A 16,192-nucleotide genomic window follows, 5' to 3' on the forward strand; every position below is an offset into this window, starting at 1 on the left:
ATAACCATCAGTCGTCCTGCCGGAAGGTATGAAGCGTGACCGACTTCATGAACTACCTGATCCTCGGGCTGACCCGGGGATCGATGTACGCCTTGATCGCGCTGGGCTACACCCTCGTGTACGGAGTGCTGCAACTGATCAACTTCGCGCACAGCGAGGTGTTCATGTCAGGCGCCTTCGGCAGTTATGCGATCGTGCATCTGCTCGTGGGCGACGGCAAGGCGACTCCGTCCTGGGCGGTGCCCCTGGTGCTGCTCGCGGGGATGGTCTCGGGCGCCCTGCTGGCCGCCGTCATCGCTTGGGCTCTGGAGCGGGTGGCCTACCGGCCGTTGAGAAAGCGAGGGGCGCCCAAGCTGGCGTTCCTGATCAGCGCGATCGGCGCCTCGTTCTTCCTCTCCCAGCTTTTCGGCAAGCTGTTCGGCCGGCTGACCTCCAACAGCTTCCCGGAGTTCTTCGACCAGAACGCGGTGATCTTCAAGCCGTTCGGCGCCGAGGTCCGGGTCCTGCAGATCGTCATCGTCGCCTCGGCGGTGGCCATGATGATCTTCCTCGACCGGCTGGTCACGCTGACCAAGCTCGGTCGCAGCATCCGGGCGATCTCCGAGGACGCCCCGACCGCTGCGCTGATGGGCATCGACATCGACAAGACCATCTCGCGGACCTTCGTCATCGGCGGCCTGCTCGGCGGCGCCGCCGGCTTCCTGTTCGGGCTCAACTTCAGCTTCGGCAACACGATGGGCTTCATTCCCGGCGTCAAGGCCTTCGCGGCGGCGGTGCTGGGCGGAATCGGCAACATCCGCGGCGCGATGATCGGCGGCCTGTTGCTGGGTATCGTCGAGAACCTGGTCCCCGTGGTCAACATCGATACGAAATGGACTGACGTCGTGGCATTCGTGGTGCTCGTACTGGTGCTCATGTTCCGTCCGACCGGCATTCTCGGCGAACGTCTGGGGCGTGCGGCATGACCCGCCCCGCCGGCGTGACCCGGCCCATGGACATGCTCGGCAGGCTGGGCGCCTGCCTGGCCGGCGCGCTGGTGCTGTCACTGATGTGGGGCCCGCAGGAAGGCAGCTTCGGCAACTTCTGGTTCGCCATCAAGAAGGGCCTCTTCACGCCTCGGGTGTTGGTGTTCCTGGCGCTCGGGGTGCTGCTGTTCCTGGCGATCAGCTTCTGGCCGAAGGTGGTCCCGTTCCTCACCCGGCCCGGCGTCTGGCCGCTGACCGCGGGCCTGCTGACGGTGATCGCGTCCCAGACGCTGATGCACTGGGCCGACCAGATCGACGACGCCAAGTTCGCCACGGTGGCCGAAGTGGTCGCGAACACCAACGGCCTCGCACCGCTGGCCTCGGCGTTCTTCGGCGGGTTGGCCTGGGCGCAACTGGTGGTGATCGCGCTGCTGATCGGCGCCGCGATCGTGACCGGCCTGCGCAACTTCGGCTGGGCCGCGGCGGCGCTCAGCGTCATCGCCGCCGCAATCGCCTACCTCTCTCACAGCGCGGTGATCGAACGGGCCGGTGGCGCTGACCACTCGCTGGGCGTCTACGTCTGCATCGTCGGCTACCTGGTGCTCATGACGGCGGGCCTGGTGACGGCCATGTCGCGTGCCCAGGTCGCCAACACCCGGGGTGCGCTGAACCGCGTGCTCGGCTGGCGCCCCGGACTGCCGCTGGTGCTCATCGGCGCCGTGCTCGGACTCATCTCGATGAGCACCTCGGCCTGGTTCTCACCGGAGAACTACAACGCCACCCTCATCGACACCAGCAGCCTGTTCCGCAACTCGGGCCTGGCCCCGATCGCCTCGCAGTACCTGCTCTGGCTCGGCTGGGCGCTGTTCGCGACCAGCCTGGCGCTCAGCGGCGCGGCCTCCTACCTGCGGATCCGGCCACTGGGCTGGGCCGGCCTCGCGGTGGGCTGGGCAGGCGTGGCGCTCACCGTCCTGACCCTGTACCGCATCAGCTCCCTGGCAGCCAAGGACGAGGTGGACGGGGCGACCGGCCCCTGGCAGAACCTCGGCGCGGGCGGCTGGGGCACCTGCGCGGCGCTGTTCCTGATCGGCGCCGGCGGTTACATCGCCGCGACCGCCCCTCGGCACGCCGAGCGGACGGCCGAGGTCGACCCGGACGCCGTCAGCTCCGGGCGTTCGGCGAGCTCAGCGTTGCTGACCGCGCCCGGCGCGGTGCGCAGCGGCGTCATGATCGCGGTCGCGCTCGCGCTGTTCTACCCGCCGACTGCCAACGGCTTCTGGCAGTCGGTGCTGGTCTCCCAGATCGGCATCTACGTGCTGCTGGCGATCGGCCTGAATGTGGTGGTCGGCTGGGCCGGCCTGCTCGACCTGGGATTCATCGCCTTCTACGCCATCGGCTCCTACACCACCGCCTACCTGGTGGGGTCGCTGCCGGTCAAGCCGCCGTCCTGGCTCAACATGAGCCCGCTGCTGGCCATCCCGTTCGCGGTGGTGATCTGCCTGCTGGCCGGTCTTGCCCTGGGGGCTCCGACCCTGCGGCTGCGCGGTGACTACCTGGCGATCGTGACCCTCGGCTTCGGTGAGATCATCCGGATCGTGGCGGTCAACGGCGACCGGGTCACCAACGGCAGCCAGGGTCCGACCACCCAGGTGCCGCACCCGGTCATCGACTTCGGCCCGGTGTCGATCACCTGGGGCCTGAACCAGCTGCAGTACTGGTACCTGCTGCTGGTGTTCGTGGTGGTGCTGCTGCTGGCCTTCCGCCGGCTGGAGCACTCCCGGATCGGGCGCTCCTGGGCCGCGATCCGCGAGGACGAGGTGGCCGCCCAGGCGACCGGCATCAACACCTTCCGGGTCAAGCTGCTGGCCTTCGCCATCGGCGCGTCGACCTCGGGAATCGCCGGGGTGTTCTTCGCCAGCCAGGTCGGGTTCTTCACCCCGGACAACTTCCTGCTGAACAACTCGATCCTGGTGGTCGCCTACGTGGTGTTCGGCGGCATGGGCTCGCTGCCCGGCGCGATCGCCGGCGCGGCGTTGCTGACCTGGCTGCCGGAGTTCCTCAAGGACCAGGTGCCCGCGGCAGACCGGCAGATGTGGATCGGCGCCGTGGTGCTGCTGATGATGATCTTCCGTCCCGGCGGCGTGCTGCCGGCCCGCCGTCGAGCGGTCGAGCTGTCCGGGCTGCATGAGAGATCGAGCGAGCGAGAAGCCAAGGACGTTCCGGTCCGCGAGGGGGCAGCCAGATGACCACGACGATGAACGACTCGGCCACCTCCTCCGAGCTGCCCACCGCCGGTTCGGACGTGATCTTCGACGTCCGCAACGTCACCTTGCGCTTCGGCGGGGTGACCAGCCTCAACGACATCTCGCTGCAGATGCACCGCGGTGAGATCCTGGCGGTGATCGGGCCGAACGGCGCGGGCAAGACCTCGCTGTTCAACTCCCTGACCGGTGTCTACACACCGCAGGAGGGCAGCATCGAGGTGCGGGCCCGGGCCGGGGACTCCGCGACCAGCGTGATCGGCCTCAAGACCCATCTGGTGAACCGGCTGGGGGTGGCCCGGACGTTTCAGAACATCCGGCTGTTCCCGGCGCTGACGGCACTGGAGAACGTCAAGGTCGGCATCGAGACGCGCCAGAAGTCCGGGCCGATCTCGGCGATGCTGGGGCTACCGCGCCAGCGCCGGGAGGAGCGGGAGAGCACCGAGGCCGCCTACATCCTGCTGCGCCGGGTCGGCCTGGAACGGCGGGCCAACGACATCGCCGGCTCGCTGGCCTACGGCGAGCAGCGCCGGCTCGAGATCGCCCGGGCGCTGGGAACCCAGCCCGGGGTGATCCTGCTGGACGAGCCGGCCGCCGGCACCAACCCGGCCGAGAAGCGCGAGCTGGCGACCCTGATCCAGAGCATCAACGTCGAGGACGGCGTCAGCGTGCTGCTGATCGAGCACGACATGAAGCTGGTGATGTCGATCGCGCACCGGATCATCGTGCTCAACTTCGGCCAGAAGATCGCCGAGGGGACTCCGGAGCAGATCCAGCGCGACCCGGAGGTGGTCGCTGCCTATCTCGGCACCCCGGCCGACGAGGTCTCCGAGATGGACCTGACCCAGCCCGAACTGCACCGGATCGACACCGCGACCTCGCTGGACGAACTGGTCGGCCAGGCGCCGCAGGAAGCCTCAGACGAGCACGACCACGAGCACCAGCACGACCACGAGCACGAGCACGAACACCACAGAGGGGGACTGCCGACGTGAGCGAGGCGCTGCTGCAGGTCGATGACATCGAGGTCCGCTACGGCGCGATCAGGGCTCTGAAAGGGATCAGCTTCGAGGTCAACGAGGGTGAGGTGGTGGCCCTGCTCGGCGCCAACGGCGCGGGCAAGACCACCACTCAGAAGACGGTGTCCGGCATGCTCAGCCCCTCCCTCGGGCAGATCAGGTTCGACGGTGAGCGGATCGACGGCATTCCGGCCCACAAGCTGATCAGCATGGGCATCTGCCACGTTCCCGAAGGCCGTCGGGTGTTTCCGCGCATGACGGTGCACGAGAACCTGGAGATGGGCGCCTTCCGGTTCAAGCGGCCGGACACGCAGGTGTTCGAGCATGTCCTGGAGCTCTTTCCGCGGCTGCGCGAGCGCATCAAGCAGCCCGCCGGCACGTTGTCCGGCGGCGAGCAGCAGATGCTGGCGATCGGGCGCGCGCTGATGGGCAAGCCCCGGCTGCTGTTGCTGGACGAGCCGTCGATGGGCCTGGCCCCGTTGATCGTCAAGCAGATCTTCGACATCGTCCGTGAGATCAACACCAGCGGGGTGACCGTCCTCATCGTCGAGCAGAACGCCGCCCAGGCGTTGGGGCTGGCCAACCGGGGCTACGTCCTGGAGACCGGCGAGTTGGTGCTCAGCGGCACCGGCCGCGAACTGCTGGCTGATGACCGGGTGCGGGCCGCCTACCTGGGTGAGGAGATCGTCACCGCCTCCTAGCGTCACCGCCTTCTAGAGAGGTGCCGCCTTCTAGAGTCACCGCCTTCTAGAGTCGCCGCCTGCGCTGCCGAATCGGGTGCTGGTCACCCTCGGTGACGCAGGTGGTGACGGGCAGTCTCCTAGCAGCGCAATACCTCTCAATGCCCTGTCGGACCGGTCGCCCGCGCGCTAGGGTGCGTTCGGGTTGGCCGTATGTCGGCCTCACCTGCCCAGCGTCGGGATCAACTCGAAATCGGGAGCGGATGTGTCGAGAGGCAACCTGCGGGTCAGGCCAGCCGTGCTCTCCGACGTCAACGATCTCATCTCCCTCACCGTCGAGAACGGCGTCACCGAGCACGTCGGGCGGCGGGGCCGCAAGGGTGACCCGAGCTCCGTGGCCGACCGGTTTCGCTCGTTGCTGTCGGACCTGGACCGGCTGGTGCTGGTGGCGGTGGACGAGGCCAGCGAGCAGCTCGTCGGGTTCGCGGTGCTGCTCGAGGAGCACATCGGCGTGCTGGTCCCCACCACCACGCTCTACATCTCTCACCTGCTGGTCGCTCCGCCGTTTCGCAGGCGCGGCGCCGGGCGGGCGCTGCTGACCGGGGCGGTCAGGCATGCCGAAGACCGTGAGATCACCCATGTGGTCGTCGGGGTGCAGGCCGGCTCCCGCGACGCCAACCGCTACCTGGCCCGGCTGGGCTTCGCTCCGCTGGTGGTCCGCCGGATCGCCTCGGTGGCCGCGCTGCGCCGCAGCCTGGGCATCGCCGACACCATGGACCGGGTGGCGTTGCGCCGCCGGCGCACCGTGCGCGGGGTCATGCCCGGTCGTGTGGTAGGCAGAGGGGCATGATCACACCCGCGCAGCAGGCGATTCTGGAGAACATTCACAAGCGCTGGGAAGGGACCGGCGAACAGCTGGCCGAGCGGCTGGGCATCGAGATCGTGGACACCAACCCCCACCACCTGGTGGCGACCATGCCGGTGGCCGGCAACCGGCAGCCGTACGGGCTGTTGCACGGGGGCGCCTCGGCGGTGCTGGCCGAGACCGTCGGCTCGTACTCGGCGGCCCTGCTGGCCGGACCGGACCACATCGCCGTCGGCATCGAGCTCAGCTGCAGCCACAACCGCTCGGCCACCCAGGGCGTCGTCACCGCCGTCTGCACCCCGATCCACGTCGGGCGCACGCTGTCGTCGTTCGAGATCGTGATCTCGGATGAGTCGGGCCGCCGGACCTGCACCGCCCGGCTGACCTGCGCCATCCGCCCGGCCCATCAGGAGGGGCTGGCAAGCTCGACCTGAGCCGGACAGGACTGTGGCGACGGTGGGCCTAGACTCAGCGAGCGTGACAGCCGAAGACTCCGCGCCCAGACTGCTCCTCATCGACGGCCACTCGATCGCCTACCGAGCCTTCTACGCGCTGCCGGTCGAGAACTTCTCCACCAAGGCGGGCCAGCCCACCAACGCGGTGTTCGGCTTCACCTCGATGCTGATCAACCTGCTGCGTGACGAGCAGCCGAGCCATCTCGCGGTCGCCTTCGACGTCAGCCGGCAGACCTTTCGCAGCGACTCCTACCCCGAGTACAAGGCCAACCGCTCCAGCACCCCCCAGCCCTTCCAGGGGCAGGTCTCGCTGATCCAGGAGGTGCTGGCGGCGCTGCGCATCCCGATGCTGTCGCTGCCCGGCTACGAGGCCGACGACGTGATCGCCACCCTCACCCGCGAGGCGGCCGAGCACGGCATGCAGGTGCTGATCTGCACCGGCGACCGCGACGCGCTGCAGCTGGTCAACTCCCAGGTCACGGTGCTGTACCCGAAGAAGGGCGTCTCCGAGCTCACCCGGTTCACGCCGGGGGAGGTGCAGGCCAAGTACGACCTGAGCCCGGAGCAGTACCCCGACTTCGCCGCCCTGCGTGGTGACCCCAGCGACAACCTGCCCGGCATCGCCGGAGTGGGTGAGAAGACCGCCGCCAAGTGGATCCGGGAGTACGGCTCGCTGGAGCAGTTGGTCCAACGGGTCGACGAGGTCAAGGGCAAGGTGGGCGACGCGCTGCGCGAGAACCTCGGCTCGGTGCTGCGCAACGCCCAGCTGACCAAGCTGGTGCGCGACCTCGACCTCGACCTCGGGGTCAGCGAGCTCAGCCGCCAGCAGTGGGACCGCGACGAGGTGCACCAGCTGTTCGACAACCTGGAGTTCCGGGTGCTGCGTGAGCGGCTGTTCGCCACCCTGGCAGCTCCTGAGCCCGAAGCCTCCGAGGGCTTCGACGTCGACGTGCTGCGGCTGGGTCCCGACGAGGTGGCCACGTTCCTGGCCGAGCACGCCGTCGACGGTCGCCGGGTGGGGGTGTCCTTCGGCGGGACCTGGGGCCGCGGCTCCGGCGTCCTGAACTCGGTGACGCTGGCCGGCGCCGACGGCGCCGCCGGCTGGATCGAGGTCGCTGAGCTCACGGCGGCCGATGACAAGGCGCTGGCCGGCTGGCTGGGCGATCCGGACATCGCCAAGGCCTGTCATGACATCAAGGGCCCGGTGCTGGCGCTGGCCGCGCAGGGCTGGAAGCTGGCCGGAGTCACCTCCGACACCCAGTTGGCCGCTTACCTGGTTCAGCCCGGCCAACGCGCGTTCGACCTGGCCGACCTGGCCTTGCGCTACCTCAAGCGCGAGTTGCGCGACGAGGCCGGCCCGGCCACCGGCCAGCTCACCCTCGACGGCGGCCTGGAGGAGTCCGACAACGCCCGGGCCCAGGCCGAAGCGGTCCGCGCCTCGGCGATCCGCGACCTGGCCGACGCCCTCGACGCCGAGCTCGCCGGCCGTGGCGGCACCGCCCTGCTCACCGACCTGGAGTTGCCGCTGACCTTCGTGCTGGCTGACATCGAGGCCACCGGGATCGCGGTGGACACCGACCACCTGACCGACCTGCAGTCTGAATTGGGCGCGGCGGTGCTCGACGTCGAGACCGAGGCGCATTCGATCGTCGGCCGCCGGTTCAACCTCGGCTCGCCCAAGCAGTTGCAGCAGATCCTGTTCGACGAGTTGAGCCTGCCCAAGACCAAGCGCACCAAGACCGGCTACACCACCGACGCCGACGCCCTGGCCTGGCTGGCCGAGGCCAGTGACCACCCGCTGCTGCCGTTGTTGCTGCGCCACCGCGAGGTCACCCGATTGAAGTCGGTCATCGACTCGCTGCTGCCGATGGTGGACGAGCTGGGCCGGGTGCACACCACTTTCAACCAGACCATCGCCGCGACGGGCCGGCTCTCCAGCGTCGACCCGAACCTGCAGAACATCCCGGTGCGCACCGCCGAGGGGCGCCGGATCCGGCAGGCGTTCATCGTGGCCAGCCGACCGCCCGGGGCGTTCGAGTCGCTGATGACGGCTGACTACAGCCAGATCGAGATGCGGATCATGGCGCACCTGTCCGAGGACGCGGGACTGATCGAGGCCTTCACCTCCGGTGAGGACCTGCACACCTTCGTGGCCGCCCGCGCCTTCGACGTGCCACCGGAGGCGGTCGACGCCGACCTGCGCCGCCGGGTGAAGGCGATGAGCTACGGCCTGGCCTACGGGCTGTCGGCCTACGGCCTGGCCCAACAGCTCAAGATCACCCCGGACGAGGCCAAGGGCCAGATGGAGGCCTACTTCGCGCGGTTCGGCGGCGTCCGGGACTACCTGTACTCGGTGGTCGACGAGGCCCGCCGGACCGGTTACACCGAGACCATCATGGGTCGCCGGCGGTACCTGCCCGATCTGAACTCCGACAACCGGCAACGCCGTGAGATGGCCGAGCGGATGGCGCTCAACGCCCCGATCCAGGGCAGCGCCGCCGACATCATCAAGGTGGCGATGCTGGGGGTGCAGCGCTCGCTGCGCTCGGCCGGGCTCACCTCGCGGCTGCTGCTGCAGGTGCACGACGAGTTGGTCCTCGAGATCGCGACCGGCGAGCGTGAGCGGGTCGAGGAGCTGGTGCGGCGCGAGATGGCCGCCGCGGTCGAGCTCACGGTGGAGCTCGACGTCAGCGTCGGCGTCGGCCCGAACTGGGACGCCGCGGCGCACTGAGGCGCACCGGCGCACTGAGGCGCACCGGGACGCATCGGGACGCCGAGGCGCACCGGGACGCACCGGCGCGCTGAGGCGCACCAGGCGCCGGCTAGTACGGGTCGGCCCGGTCGTGGTGCCCGACCAGCCGGGCCAGCGGGTACAGCCGCAGTCGCAGCAGCACCTTGACGCCGACGTTGCGCAGCCACCACGGCAGCTCCGCCAGGATCCGGAGCCGATCGGCGCGTGAGACCGGCGCGACCTCGAAGCGCGCGAGCGAGCCGGTCCGGTCCAGGTAGCGCAGTCGCCGGCTGGGCAGCACGTGTCGCAACAGCCCGAGCGTGACGCCGATCGAGGAGTAGGCGTCGTGAATGCAGACCCGGGCGCCGTCGGGCAGGAACCTGGTCCACAGCAGGTCATCCGACAGCGTCCAGTAGTCGTGCTTGCCGTCGATGTAGAGAAAGTCGATCGGCTCGGTCCAGGACGGCCGCAGCTGAGTGCTCTTGGCCTGGCGCAACTCGACCTGGCCGACCACGCCGGCTCGTGCCAGGTTCGCGTGGAACCGGTCCCGGGTCGCCAGGCCGCCGAACATCGCGCCGTCGACGAACGGGTCGATCGCGACCACCCGGGCCCGCGGCGCGGCGGCGGCCAGCACCACCGTGGAGCGGCCCTGGTGGCTGCCGATCTCGACGATCAGCCCGCCGTCGGGCACTGCGCGCGCCTCGTCCCACAACGCGCGGGCCTGGGCCTGGGTAAGCCAGCCGCCGATATCGCGGGCCTGGCCGTACACCGTCTCGAAGTCAGGGTGTGCTGGAGTGGGGGACTGCTGTTCTGCGGGCACCGCTGGACAGTACGCCCAGACCAGACCAGATCACGATGTAGCCACGTGTCGGCGGCGCGCGGGTCGCCGGCGCGGGAGGTGGTGTTGGATATTCGGCATGCCCGCACCCCATGTCACCCGAGGCGTTCCGGTCGCAGCCGCCGGCGCCGCCCTAGCGCTGCTGCTGTCCGCCTGCGGCCAGGCCTCGACCCCGCTGTCGGACCGGCAGCAGGAGGTCCGCTCGACCGAGACCAACGTCAAGATGACCGACTGCGCCTCGGAGTGCACCGGCGAACTCGACGGCGCCAAGTACGCCATCAAGCTGCCGTCGAGCTGGAACGGCACCCTGCTGCTGTACTCCCACGGCTACCGGTTCGCCGCGCCCGCCCCACCCAGCTTCGACCCGGTCGACACCGACGCGCAGGTGAGCTCGACCGACAGCGACGGCACCGGCTCCGACCCGTTGAGCGCCAGCCTGCTCGAGGCCGGTTACGCCCTGGCCGGCTCGTCCTACAAGTCCAATGGCTGGGCGACCGCCGACGGGGTCAAGGCAGGCGTGGACCTGCGCGCCCATTTCGTGAAGCTGGTCGGCACTCCGAAGCGGACCTATGTGTGGGGCGACTCCCTCGGCGGGCTGGTCAGCCAACTGCTGGCCGAGGCGCACCCGGACTGGGTGGACGGGGCCGCGCCGATGTGCGGCGTGCTGGGCGGGCCGACCCGCAACTTCGACACCGCGCTGGACGTCGCCTTCGCGGTCAAGGCGCTGATCGACCCGCAGCTGAAGCTGACCGGCTACACCGACCAGCAGGATGCCACCGCCAACTGGGAGCACGCCTCGGCGGCCGTCCAGAAGGCCGCCGCGGACGTGGCCGGCGGCGGCACCGCCAAGGTGATGTTCATCGGCTCGCTGGTGGACGCCCCGACGGCCACGGCCACCTACGACGGTCACGACCTGCCCTCCCAGGTCAAGGCCCGGGTCGAGGCGTTGCTGACCGCGCTGGCCTTCGGCACCAGCGGCCGCTACGAGCTGGAGCAGCGGGTCGGCGGCAACCCCTCGGGCAACTCCGACGCCGATTACCCCAGCCGGATCGACGAGGCCGAGACCAGCCTGATCGGCACCGTCGGCGGCAAGGTCGAGGCGTTGCAGCAGCAGTTGGCCGCAGCGCCGCGGGTGAGCGCGGACGCCACCGCCAGGTCGGCCTTCGAGAAGCTCGGTGACCCCACCGGCAAGCTCACCGTCCCCACGCTCACCATGCACACCGAGCAGGATCCGCTGGTGCTGGTGCAGAACGAGACGGTCTTCGAGGCCCGGGTCCGTGAGGCCAAGCGCTCGGACAAGCTGGTGCAGCTCTACATCGCGCCGCCGAAGACCTACTCCGAGACCGCCAAGGCGCCCTACGGGGCGGGCCACTGCAGGTTCTCAGACGGTCAGCGGTTGGGCCTGGTCAACGTCCTGGACGGGTGGGTGCGCCGCTCCGCCTATCCCGTCCCGGCCGGTGTGGCGAGTCTGATCGGCGAGGGGATCGACCCGGCCTTCGCTCCGGGTCAGTGGCCCGGCGACGAGTCCAGCTGAGCCGCGGCCCGGCTGCCGACGCCACGCGCGCGGTAGCCGGGCGCCAGGCGCAACAGCACCGCAGCAGCCGCGGTCAGCAGGTTCAGCCCGGCCATCAGCCCGACCACCAGTCGCACCGACGGCTGCGGGCCCAGGCTCAGCACCAGCGCCGCCTCACCGGCCACGCTGGCCCAGATCAGCGCTGTGACCGCCATGTTGCGGACCGCGAGGCCGGCGACCAGGGTGAACTGCAGGACGGCCAGGCAGCCGCCGAGCATCGCGAACAGCCAGGCGTCCTCGCGTAGCTGGGGGTAGCGACCGCCGCCGACCACGTTGGTGACCAGGCCGCTGAGCAGCCAGCTGCCGGCCACGATCGCCAGCCCCAAGCCGGCGATCCCGGCGACAGCCCGGGCGAAGACCCGATGGTGGCGCTCGGCGTCGGTGAGCGTGGCGAACAGCACGTTGGCCACTGACTGCGGCAACCACAGGCTGGCCTTGGTCAGCACCGAGCCGGCCGCGTAGACCGCGGCGGCCGAGGTGCTGAGCACATGCCGGGCCAGCAGCACGTCGCTGACGCTGAGCAGCAGGAACACCCCGTAGGCGTGCGAGGCATGTCCGGCCTCGGTCAGCAGTGACAGCAGCGCCCGCCGGCTGCGGTGGCGCAGCTCCGGCAGCGCCAGGACGCAGCCGGCGGCCGGCACGCTCAGCCCGATCGCCAGGCAGGTGAGCGCTGTGGTGCTGGTGCCGCCGAGGAACAGCCCGAGCAGGCCGGCGCCGGAGCGCCCGGCGGTGCCGGCGAAGGTCGCCACCGCCAGCCCCATCAGCCGCTGCTCGCCCTGCCAGACCCCCTGGCACAGCCCCTGCAGGGCGGTGCCCGGCATCGACAGCGCCACCAGCAGGGGACCGGTCAGCCCGGGCAGGTGCAGAAAGGCCACCAGCGCCGGCGACAGCGCGGCGATGAGCAACGTCGCGGCCAGCCCGATCACCACGCCTGCTTCGAGCAGCCCCTCAGCCGAGCCGGTGGCCACCCGCCGGGCGGCGACCGCCTGCAAGGCGAACGCGGGCACCGAGCCGATCAGCAACAGGTTGAGCAAGGTGACCAGCTCGGCGTAGTCGGCGACGCCCAGCCGGCGGGCGGCCGCCAGCAGCAGCAGGTAGCTGAGCACGTTGCCCAGCCAGCCGGCCGCCGTCACCCAGAGCAGGCCGCGACCGACCGGCGCGGCCTGGGTGAGACTTGCCTGTCGCGGCTCGGCGACGGCGGTCCGCGGCGACTCGGGGTCGGCGCCGACGGGCGATGGGAGGCCCGGCCGCGGCCGGAACGGCAGTGCCCCCTTGACCAAGGTCGCCCAACCTCTCTGAGGTAACGGTTAGAGTCTGGCCGCGGCCCGCACACCGCGGCGCGTCAGCTTGGGATTGAGCCTAACGACCCGGACGGCGAGAGGAGCGCAGGTGCGCCCCCGAAACCGATCGGCGCTGCTGGCCGACTGCTGGGTGCTCGGGCTGAGCGTCGCGCTGCTGTGGCCCCAACGGCTGCCCGGCTACGGGCTGGGCCACGACATGGTGTTCACGCCGCGCCAACCGCTCACCGAGCAGTCCTTCGGCCTGGGGTCGGTGGCGCCGCGGGCCGTGCCGTTGGATGCCGTGGTGGCTCTGGCCAGCCGGTTGGTCGACGGCGCGGTGCTCGGCCGGCTCGCGCTGCTGGCGCCGTTGCTGATGGCCGGTTGGGGTTGTGCCCGGCTGTCGCGGGTGAGCTCGCTGCCCGGCCTGCTCACGGTGGCCGGCTTCGCGGTCTGGAATCCGTTCGTCATCGAGCGACTGGCGCTGGGGCAGTGGGCGCTGCTGTGGGCCTACGGGGCGCTGCCCTGGGTGGTCCTGGCGGCCAGCCGGTTCAGCGCCGAGCCGTCGGCGCCGGGCGGGTCCCCTTCGCCGAGGAAGGGGTGGGCTGCAACCGAGCGGGGAAGCGGTTGGCTGCAGCCAACGTCGACCCTGGTCTGCTGGCTGGCGGTCTGCGCGATCACTCCCACCGGCGCGCTGATCGGGGCCGGGGTCGCCGTCGTGGTGGCCGGCTCCCGGCAGGTGAAGCGGCTGGCGCCGGTGCTGGCCGTCGCGGTGCTGGTGCAGCTGCCCTGGTTGGCGCCCGCGCTCACCTCGGCGGCTGGCGCCACCAGCGACCCGAGAGGAGTCGCGGCCTTCGCGGCTCGCTCCGAGCGCCCGGGCGGCGCCTGGGCGAGCCTGCTCGGCCTGGGCGGCATCTGGAGCTCTGAGGCCACCCCTGCCAGCCGGGCAGGCCTGCTCGGTCACCTGAGCACCGTGGCGGTGCTGGCCGCGCTGCTGTTCGGCCTGCCCGCGCTGCGAGCCGCCGTGGGTCAGCGGCTGTGGCGGCGACTGGCGCTGCTGGGACTGGCCGGCCTGGCGCTGGCGGTAGCCGGCACGCTGCCGGGGCTGGCCGCGGCGCTGCGGTGGGCGGTGCGCGAGCTGCCCGGCGCCGGGTTGCTGCGCGACGGGCAGAAGTGGCTGATGCCCTTCGTCCTGCTGGCGGTGCTCAGCGCCGGCGCCGCGGTGCAGCGGCTCACCGACCGGCTCGCGGGCCGGGCGCCGGGCTGGCCGCTGGTCCTGGCCGCCCTGGCGCTGCCGCTGGTGCTGCTGCCCGACGCCATGGCCACCCTCAAGGCGCCGCTCACCCCGGTGCGCTACCCGCAGCGGTGGCAGCAGGTCGCCGATCAGGTGCGCGGGTCGTCCTCGGCGGTGCTGGTGCTGCCGTTCGGCTCGTACCGCAGCTTCGGCTGGGCGCCGGGGCGGACCGTGCTGGACCCGGCGCCGCGCTGGCTGCCTGCCGAGACGGTGGTCGATGACCGGCTGGTCGTCTCGGGTGAGGTTCTGGGCGGTGAGGACCCTGCCGCCCGCCGGCTGGCCGGGCTGCTGGAGTCCGGGCCCACCGCGGCCGCGCTGGCCAGCGGCCTGGCCGGGCAGGGGATCGGCTGGGTGGTGCGCGAGGCTGACACGCCCGGTCCGCCGGTTCCGGACCTGAGCCGGCTGCAGCCGATGCTCACCGGTGACGCGGTCGAGCTCTACCGGGTTCCCGGCCAGGTGAGGGCGGCTCCGGACCAGTCCGCGCGGCGCCGGCTGGTGCTGTGGTTGGATCTGGTGTGCGCCGCGGTCCTTGCCGTGGCTATCAGCGTTAAGTCCGGATTTGCCGGGCGGAGGTTGTTACACTCTTCAGTAACATCTAGCTCGGAGGATTCCTAGTGGGCAAGCTCATCTCGGCCGTCGTCGCCGGCGTCATCGGAACGGTGCTCGCTGGAACGGCCGTTTGGGGTGTGGTGTCGTCCACGACCGCCGCCCCGAAGGACAACCCCGTCGACACCGTCGCGGTGATCCCGTACGGCAACCGCTGATCCTCAGCGCTGAGTCAGCGCTGGGTCAGCAGCCGCTCGAAGGCCTCGCCTGAGCTCTGCCAGTCAAAGCGCTGAGCCCGCTCACGTGCCTTCTTGGCCATCGCCAGCCGGGCCTCGGTGTCCTCCAGCAGCGCCCGGCACTGGCTGACCAGCTCGTCCAGGTCGTCCACCAGGACGCCGGTCTCGCCGTCGACGATCGACTCGGTCACCCCGCCGGCGAAGGAGTAGGCAAGGGCGGGCACCGACCGGGCAGCGGCCTCCATGATCGCGATGCCCCAGCCCTCCTTGATCGAGGGCACCAGCATGAGCCAGCTGGCGTCGAGCAGCGCATCGCGCTCGGTGTCGCTGACGTGGCCGTGAAAGGTGACCAGCTCGCTGACGCCGAGTTCCTCGGCCGCGGCGGCCAGCTCGGCCGACCACCAGCCCGACCCGATCACGTCCAGCCGCAACTGCGGCATGCTCACCCGCAGCCGGGCCATCAGCTCCAGCGCGTGCTCGAACTGCTTGTGCGGCACCAGCCGTCCCAGGACGCAGATCCGCGGGGTGCTCGAGCGCGGTTGCAGCCGGGAGGGGTGCGGGACGTCGATCCCGTTGCAGACCACCGAGATCCGCTCCGGGTCGACGCCCAGTCCGGTCAGGTCGTGCCTGCTGGACTCCGACACCGTGATGTAGGGGCGCCGGCGGTAGAGCCGGGGCGCGAGCCAGGACTCCACCCACCAGCCGATCCGGCCTCCGACGCCGGGATAGATGATCTGCCACTGCTCGCGGTGCACGTGGTGGACCAGCACGTGCACCCCGCGGCGGCGGACCAGGGGCGCGGCGAACGGGATGCCGTTGTGGACGTCGATGACGATGTCAGCGCGGCGGCCGGCGCGGCTGAGCAGGTAGGCCAGGCCGCGGGGGTAGACGCTGAGCCAGCCGCCTCGGCGGTGGAACCGGACTCCGTCGCGGACCTCGTCGCCAGGGGCGTTGGCGTGCGCGGCGCAGAAGATCGTGACGTCGTGGCCGCGTCCGGCGAGCCAGCGCGCCATGTGCTCGACGTAGACCTCCGAGCCGCCGCCATCGGGATGCGCCGTGTCGCGCCACACCAGAAAGGTGATGCGCCGTGGCGTGGCTGACGAATCCATTGCTCCCCGACCGCTTTGAACAGTTACTGGAGGGTAGCCCAACTCCCTGCCGCTCACGACGCCTTCGCCAGAGCTCGGCGCCGTCCAGTAAGCCGGTCAGCGGTCAACGACTCAGGGTGGGGCATGTCCAGCGCATATAAAGGTTATATAACGATGAATTTGCTTAAGTGTGGCCTGGGTCAAGTGAAATCGTCTAAATTCAATCAGGAGATGCGAATTGCTGGGAGCGGCATTAAAATTGCGATTCCTGGTTGTTATTTAAAGGAGATCTGATGCGCCCGTCTATATTTCGTGTCGCGACGGTGGCAGTGTGCGCTGTCGCTTTGAGTGTTCCAGCCGTGGC

At 70.3% G+C, this 16,192-nt stretch carries 13 protein-coding genes; 10 read left to right on the forward strand and 3 right to left on the reverse strand.

Annotated elements, in window-relative coordinates; all coding sequences use genetic code 11:
- Positions 1-35: 35 nt before the first annotated feature.
- The 7 genes from VGB75_18910 (at position 36) to polA (ending at position 8,976) form a co-directional block, all read left to right on the forward strand.
- Positions 36-965 (forward strand): branched-chain amino acid ABC transporter permease, encoded by a 930-nt coding sequence (locus VGB75_18910; protein ID HEY0169123.1) that lies wholly within the window; start codon positions 36-38, stop codon positions 963-965.
- Positions 962-3,211, forward strand: a complete 2,250-nt coding sequence (locus VGB75_18915; GenBank protein ID HEY0169124.1) for a branched-chain amino acid ABC transporter permease — start codon at positions 962-964, stop codon at positions 3,209-3,211. The genes VGB75_18910 and VGB75_18915 overlap by 4 nt, the downstream gene beginning before the upstream one ends.
- Positions 3,208-4,221, forward strand: a complete 1,014-nt coding sequence (locus VGB75_18920) for an ABC transporter ATP-binding protein (protein ID HEY0169125.1) — start codon at positions 3,208-3,210, stop codon at positions 4,219-4,221. The genes VGB75_18915 and VGB75_18920 overlap by 4 nt, the downstream gene beginning before the upstream one ends.
- A gap of 8 nt (positions 4,222-4,229) precedes the next feature.
- A complete protein-coding gene (locus VGB75_18925) occupies positions 4,230-4,946 on the forward strand; it encodes an ABC transporter ATP-binding protein (protein ID HEY0169126.1) in 717 nt (238 codons plus the stop codon).
- 244 nt (positions 4,947-5,190) lie between these two features.
- A complete protein-coding gene (locus VGB75_18930) occupies positions 5,191-5,775 on the forward strand; it encodes a GNAT family N-acetyltransferase (GenBank protein ID HEY0169127.1) in 585 nt (194 codons plus the stop codon).
- Positions 5,772-6,224 carry a hotdog fold thioesterase gene (locus tag VGB75_18935; GenBank protein HEY0169128.1) on the forward strand — a complete coding sequence of 151 codons (453 nt, stop codon included), beginning with the start codon at positions 5,772-5,774 and terminating at the stop codon, positions 6,222-6,224. The genes VGB75_18930 and VGB75_18935 overlap by 4 nt, the downstream gene beginning before the upstream one ends.
- Before the next feature lie 43 nt (positions 6,225-6,267).
- Positions 6,268-8,976 (forward strand): DNA polymerase I, encoded by a 2,709-nt coding sequence (gene polA, locus VGB75_18940; GenBank protein HEY0169129.1) that lies wholly within the window; start codon positions 6,268-6,270, stop codon positions 8,974-8,976.
- Between the two features lie 91 nt (positions 8,977-9,067).
- Here polA and VGB75_18945 read toward each other — a convergent pair whose 3' ends face one another.
- Complete coding sequence (locus VGB75_18945) at positions 9,068-9,796, reverse strand: class I SAM-dependent methyltransferase (protein HEY0169130.1); 729 nt, start codon at positions 9,794-9,796, stop codon at positions 9,068-9,070.
- A gap of 97 nt (positions 9,797-9,893) precedes the next feature.
- Here VGB75_18945 and VGB75_18950 point away from each other — a divergent pair, with 97 nt between their 5' ends.
- Positions 9,894-11,348, forward strand: a complete 1,455-nt coding sequence (locus tag VGB75_18950) for a hypothetical protein (protein HEY0169131.1) — start codon at positions 9,894-9,896, stop codon at positions 11,346-11,348.
- Here the strand turns inward: VGB75_18950 and VGB75_18955 are convergent.
- Complete coding sequence (locus tag VGB75_18955; protein HEY0169132.1) at positions 11,321-12,667, reverse strand: hypothetical protein; 1,347 nt, start codon at positions 12,665-12,667, stop codon at positions 11,321-11,323. The genes VGB75_18950 and VGB75_18955 overlap by 28 nt on opposite strands.
- 109 nt (positions 12,668-12,776) lie before the next feature.
- Here VGB75_18955 and VGB75_18960 point away from each other — a divergent pair, with 109 nt between their 5' ends.
- Positions 12,777-14,573 (forward strand): hypothetical protein, encoded by a 1,797-nt coding sequence (locus VGB75_18960; GenBank protein ID HEY0169133.1) that lies wholly within the window; start codon positions 12,777-12,779, stop codon positions 14,571-14,573.
- Entirely contained in the window at positions 14,573-14,722 is a 150-nt protein-coding gene (locus VGB75_18965) for a DUF2613 family protein (GenBank protein HEY0169134.1), read from the forward strand. The genes VGB75_18960 and VGB75_18965 overlap by 1 nt, the downstream gene beginning before the upstream one ends.
- A 14-nt stretch (positions 14,723-14,736) precedes the next feature.
- Here VGB75_18965 and VGB75_18970 read toward each other — a convergent pair whose 3' ends face one another.
- Positions 14,737-15,849: a glycosyltransferase family 4 protein gene (locus tag VGB75_18970; protein HEY0169135.1), complete on the reverse strand. Its 1,113-nt coding sequence runs from the start codon at positions 15,847-15,849 to the stop codon at positions 14,737-14,739.
- Positions 15,850-16,192: the final 343 nt, after the last annotated feature.

This window comes from Jatrophihabitans sp., from assembly GCA_036399055.1.
In the GTDB taxonomy this organism is placed as follows: Bacteria; Actinomycetota; Actinomycetes; order Mycobacteriales; family Jatrophihabitantaceae; genus Jatrophihabitans_A.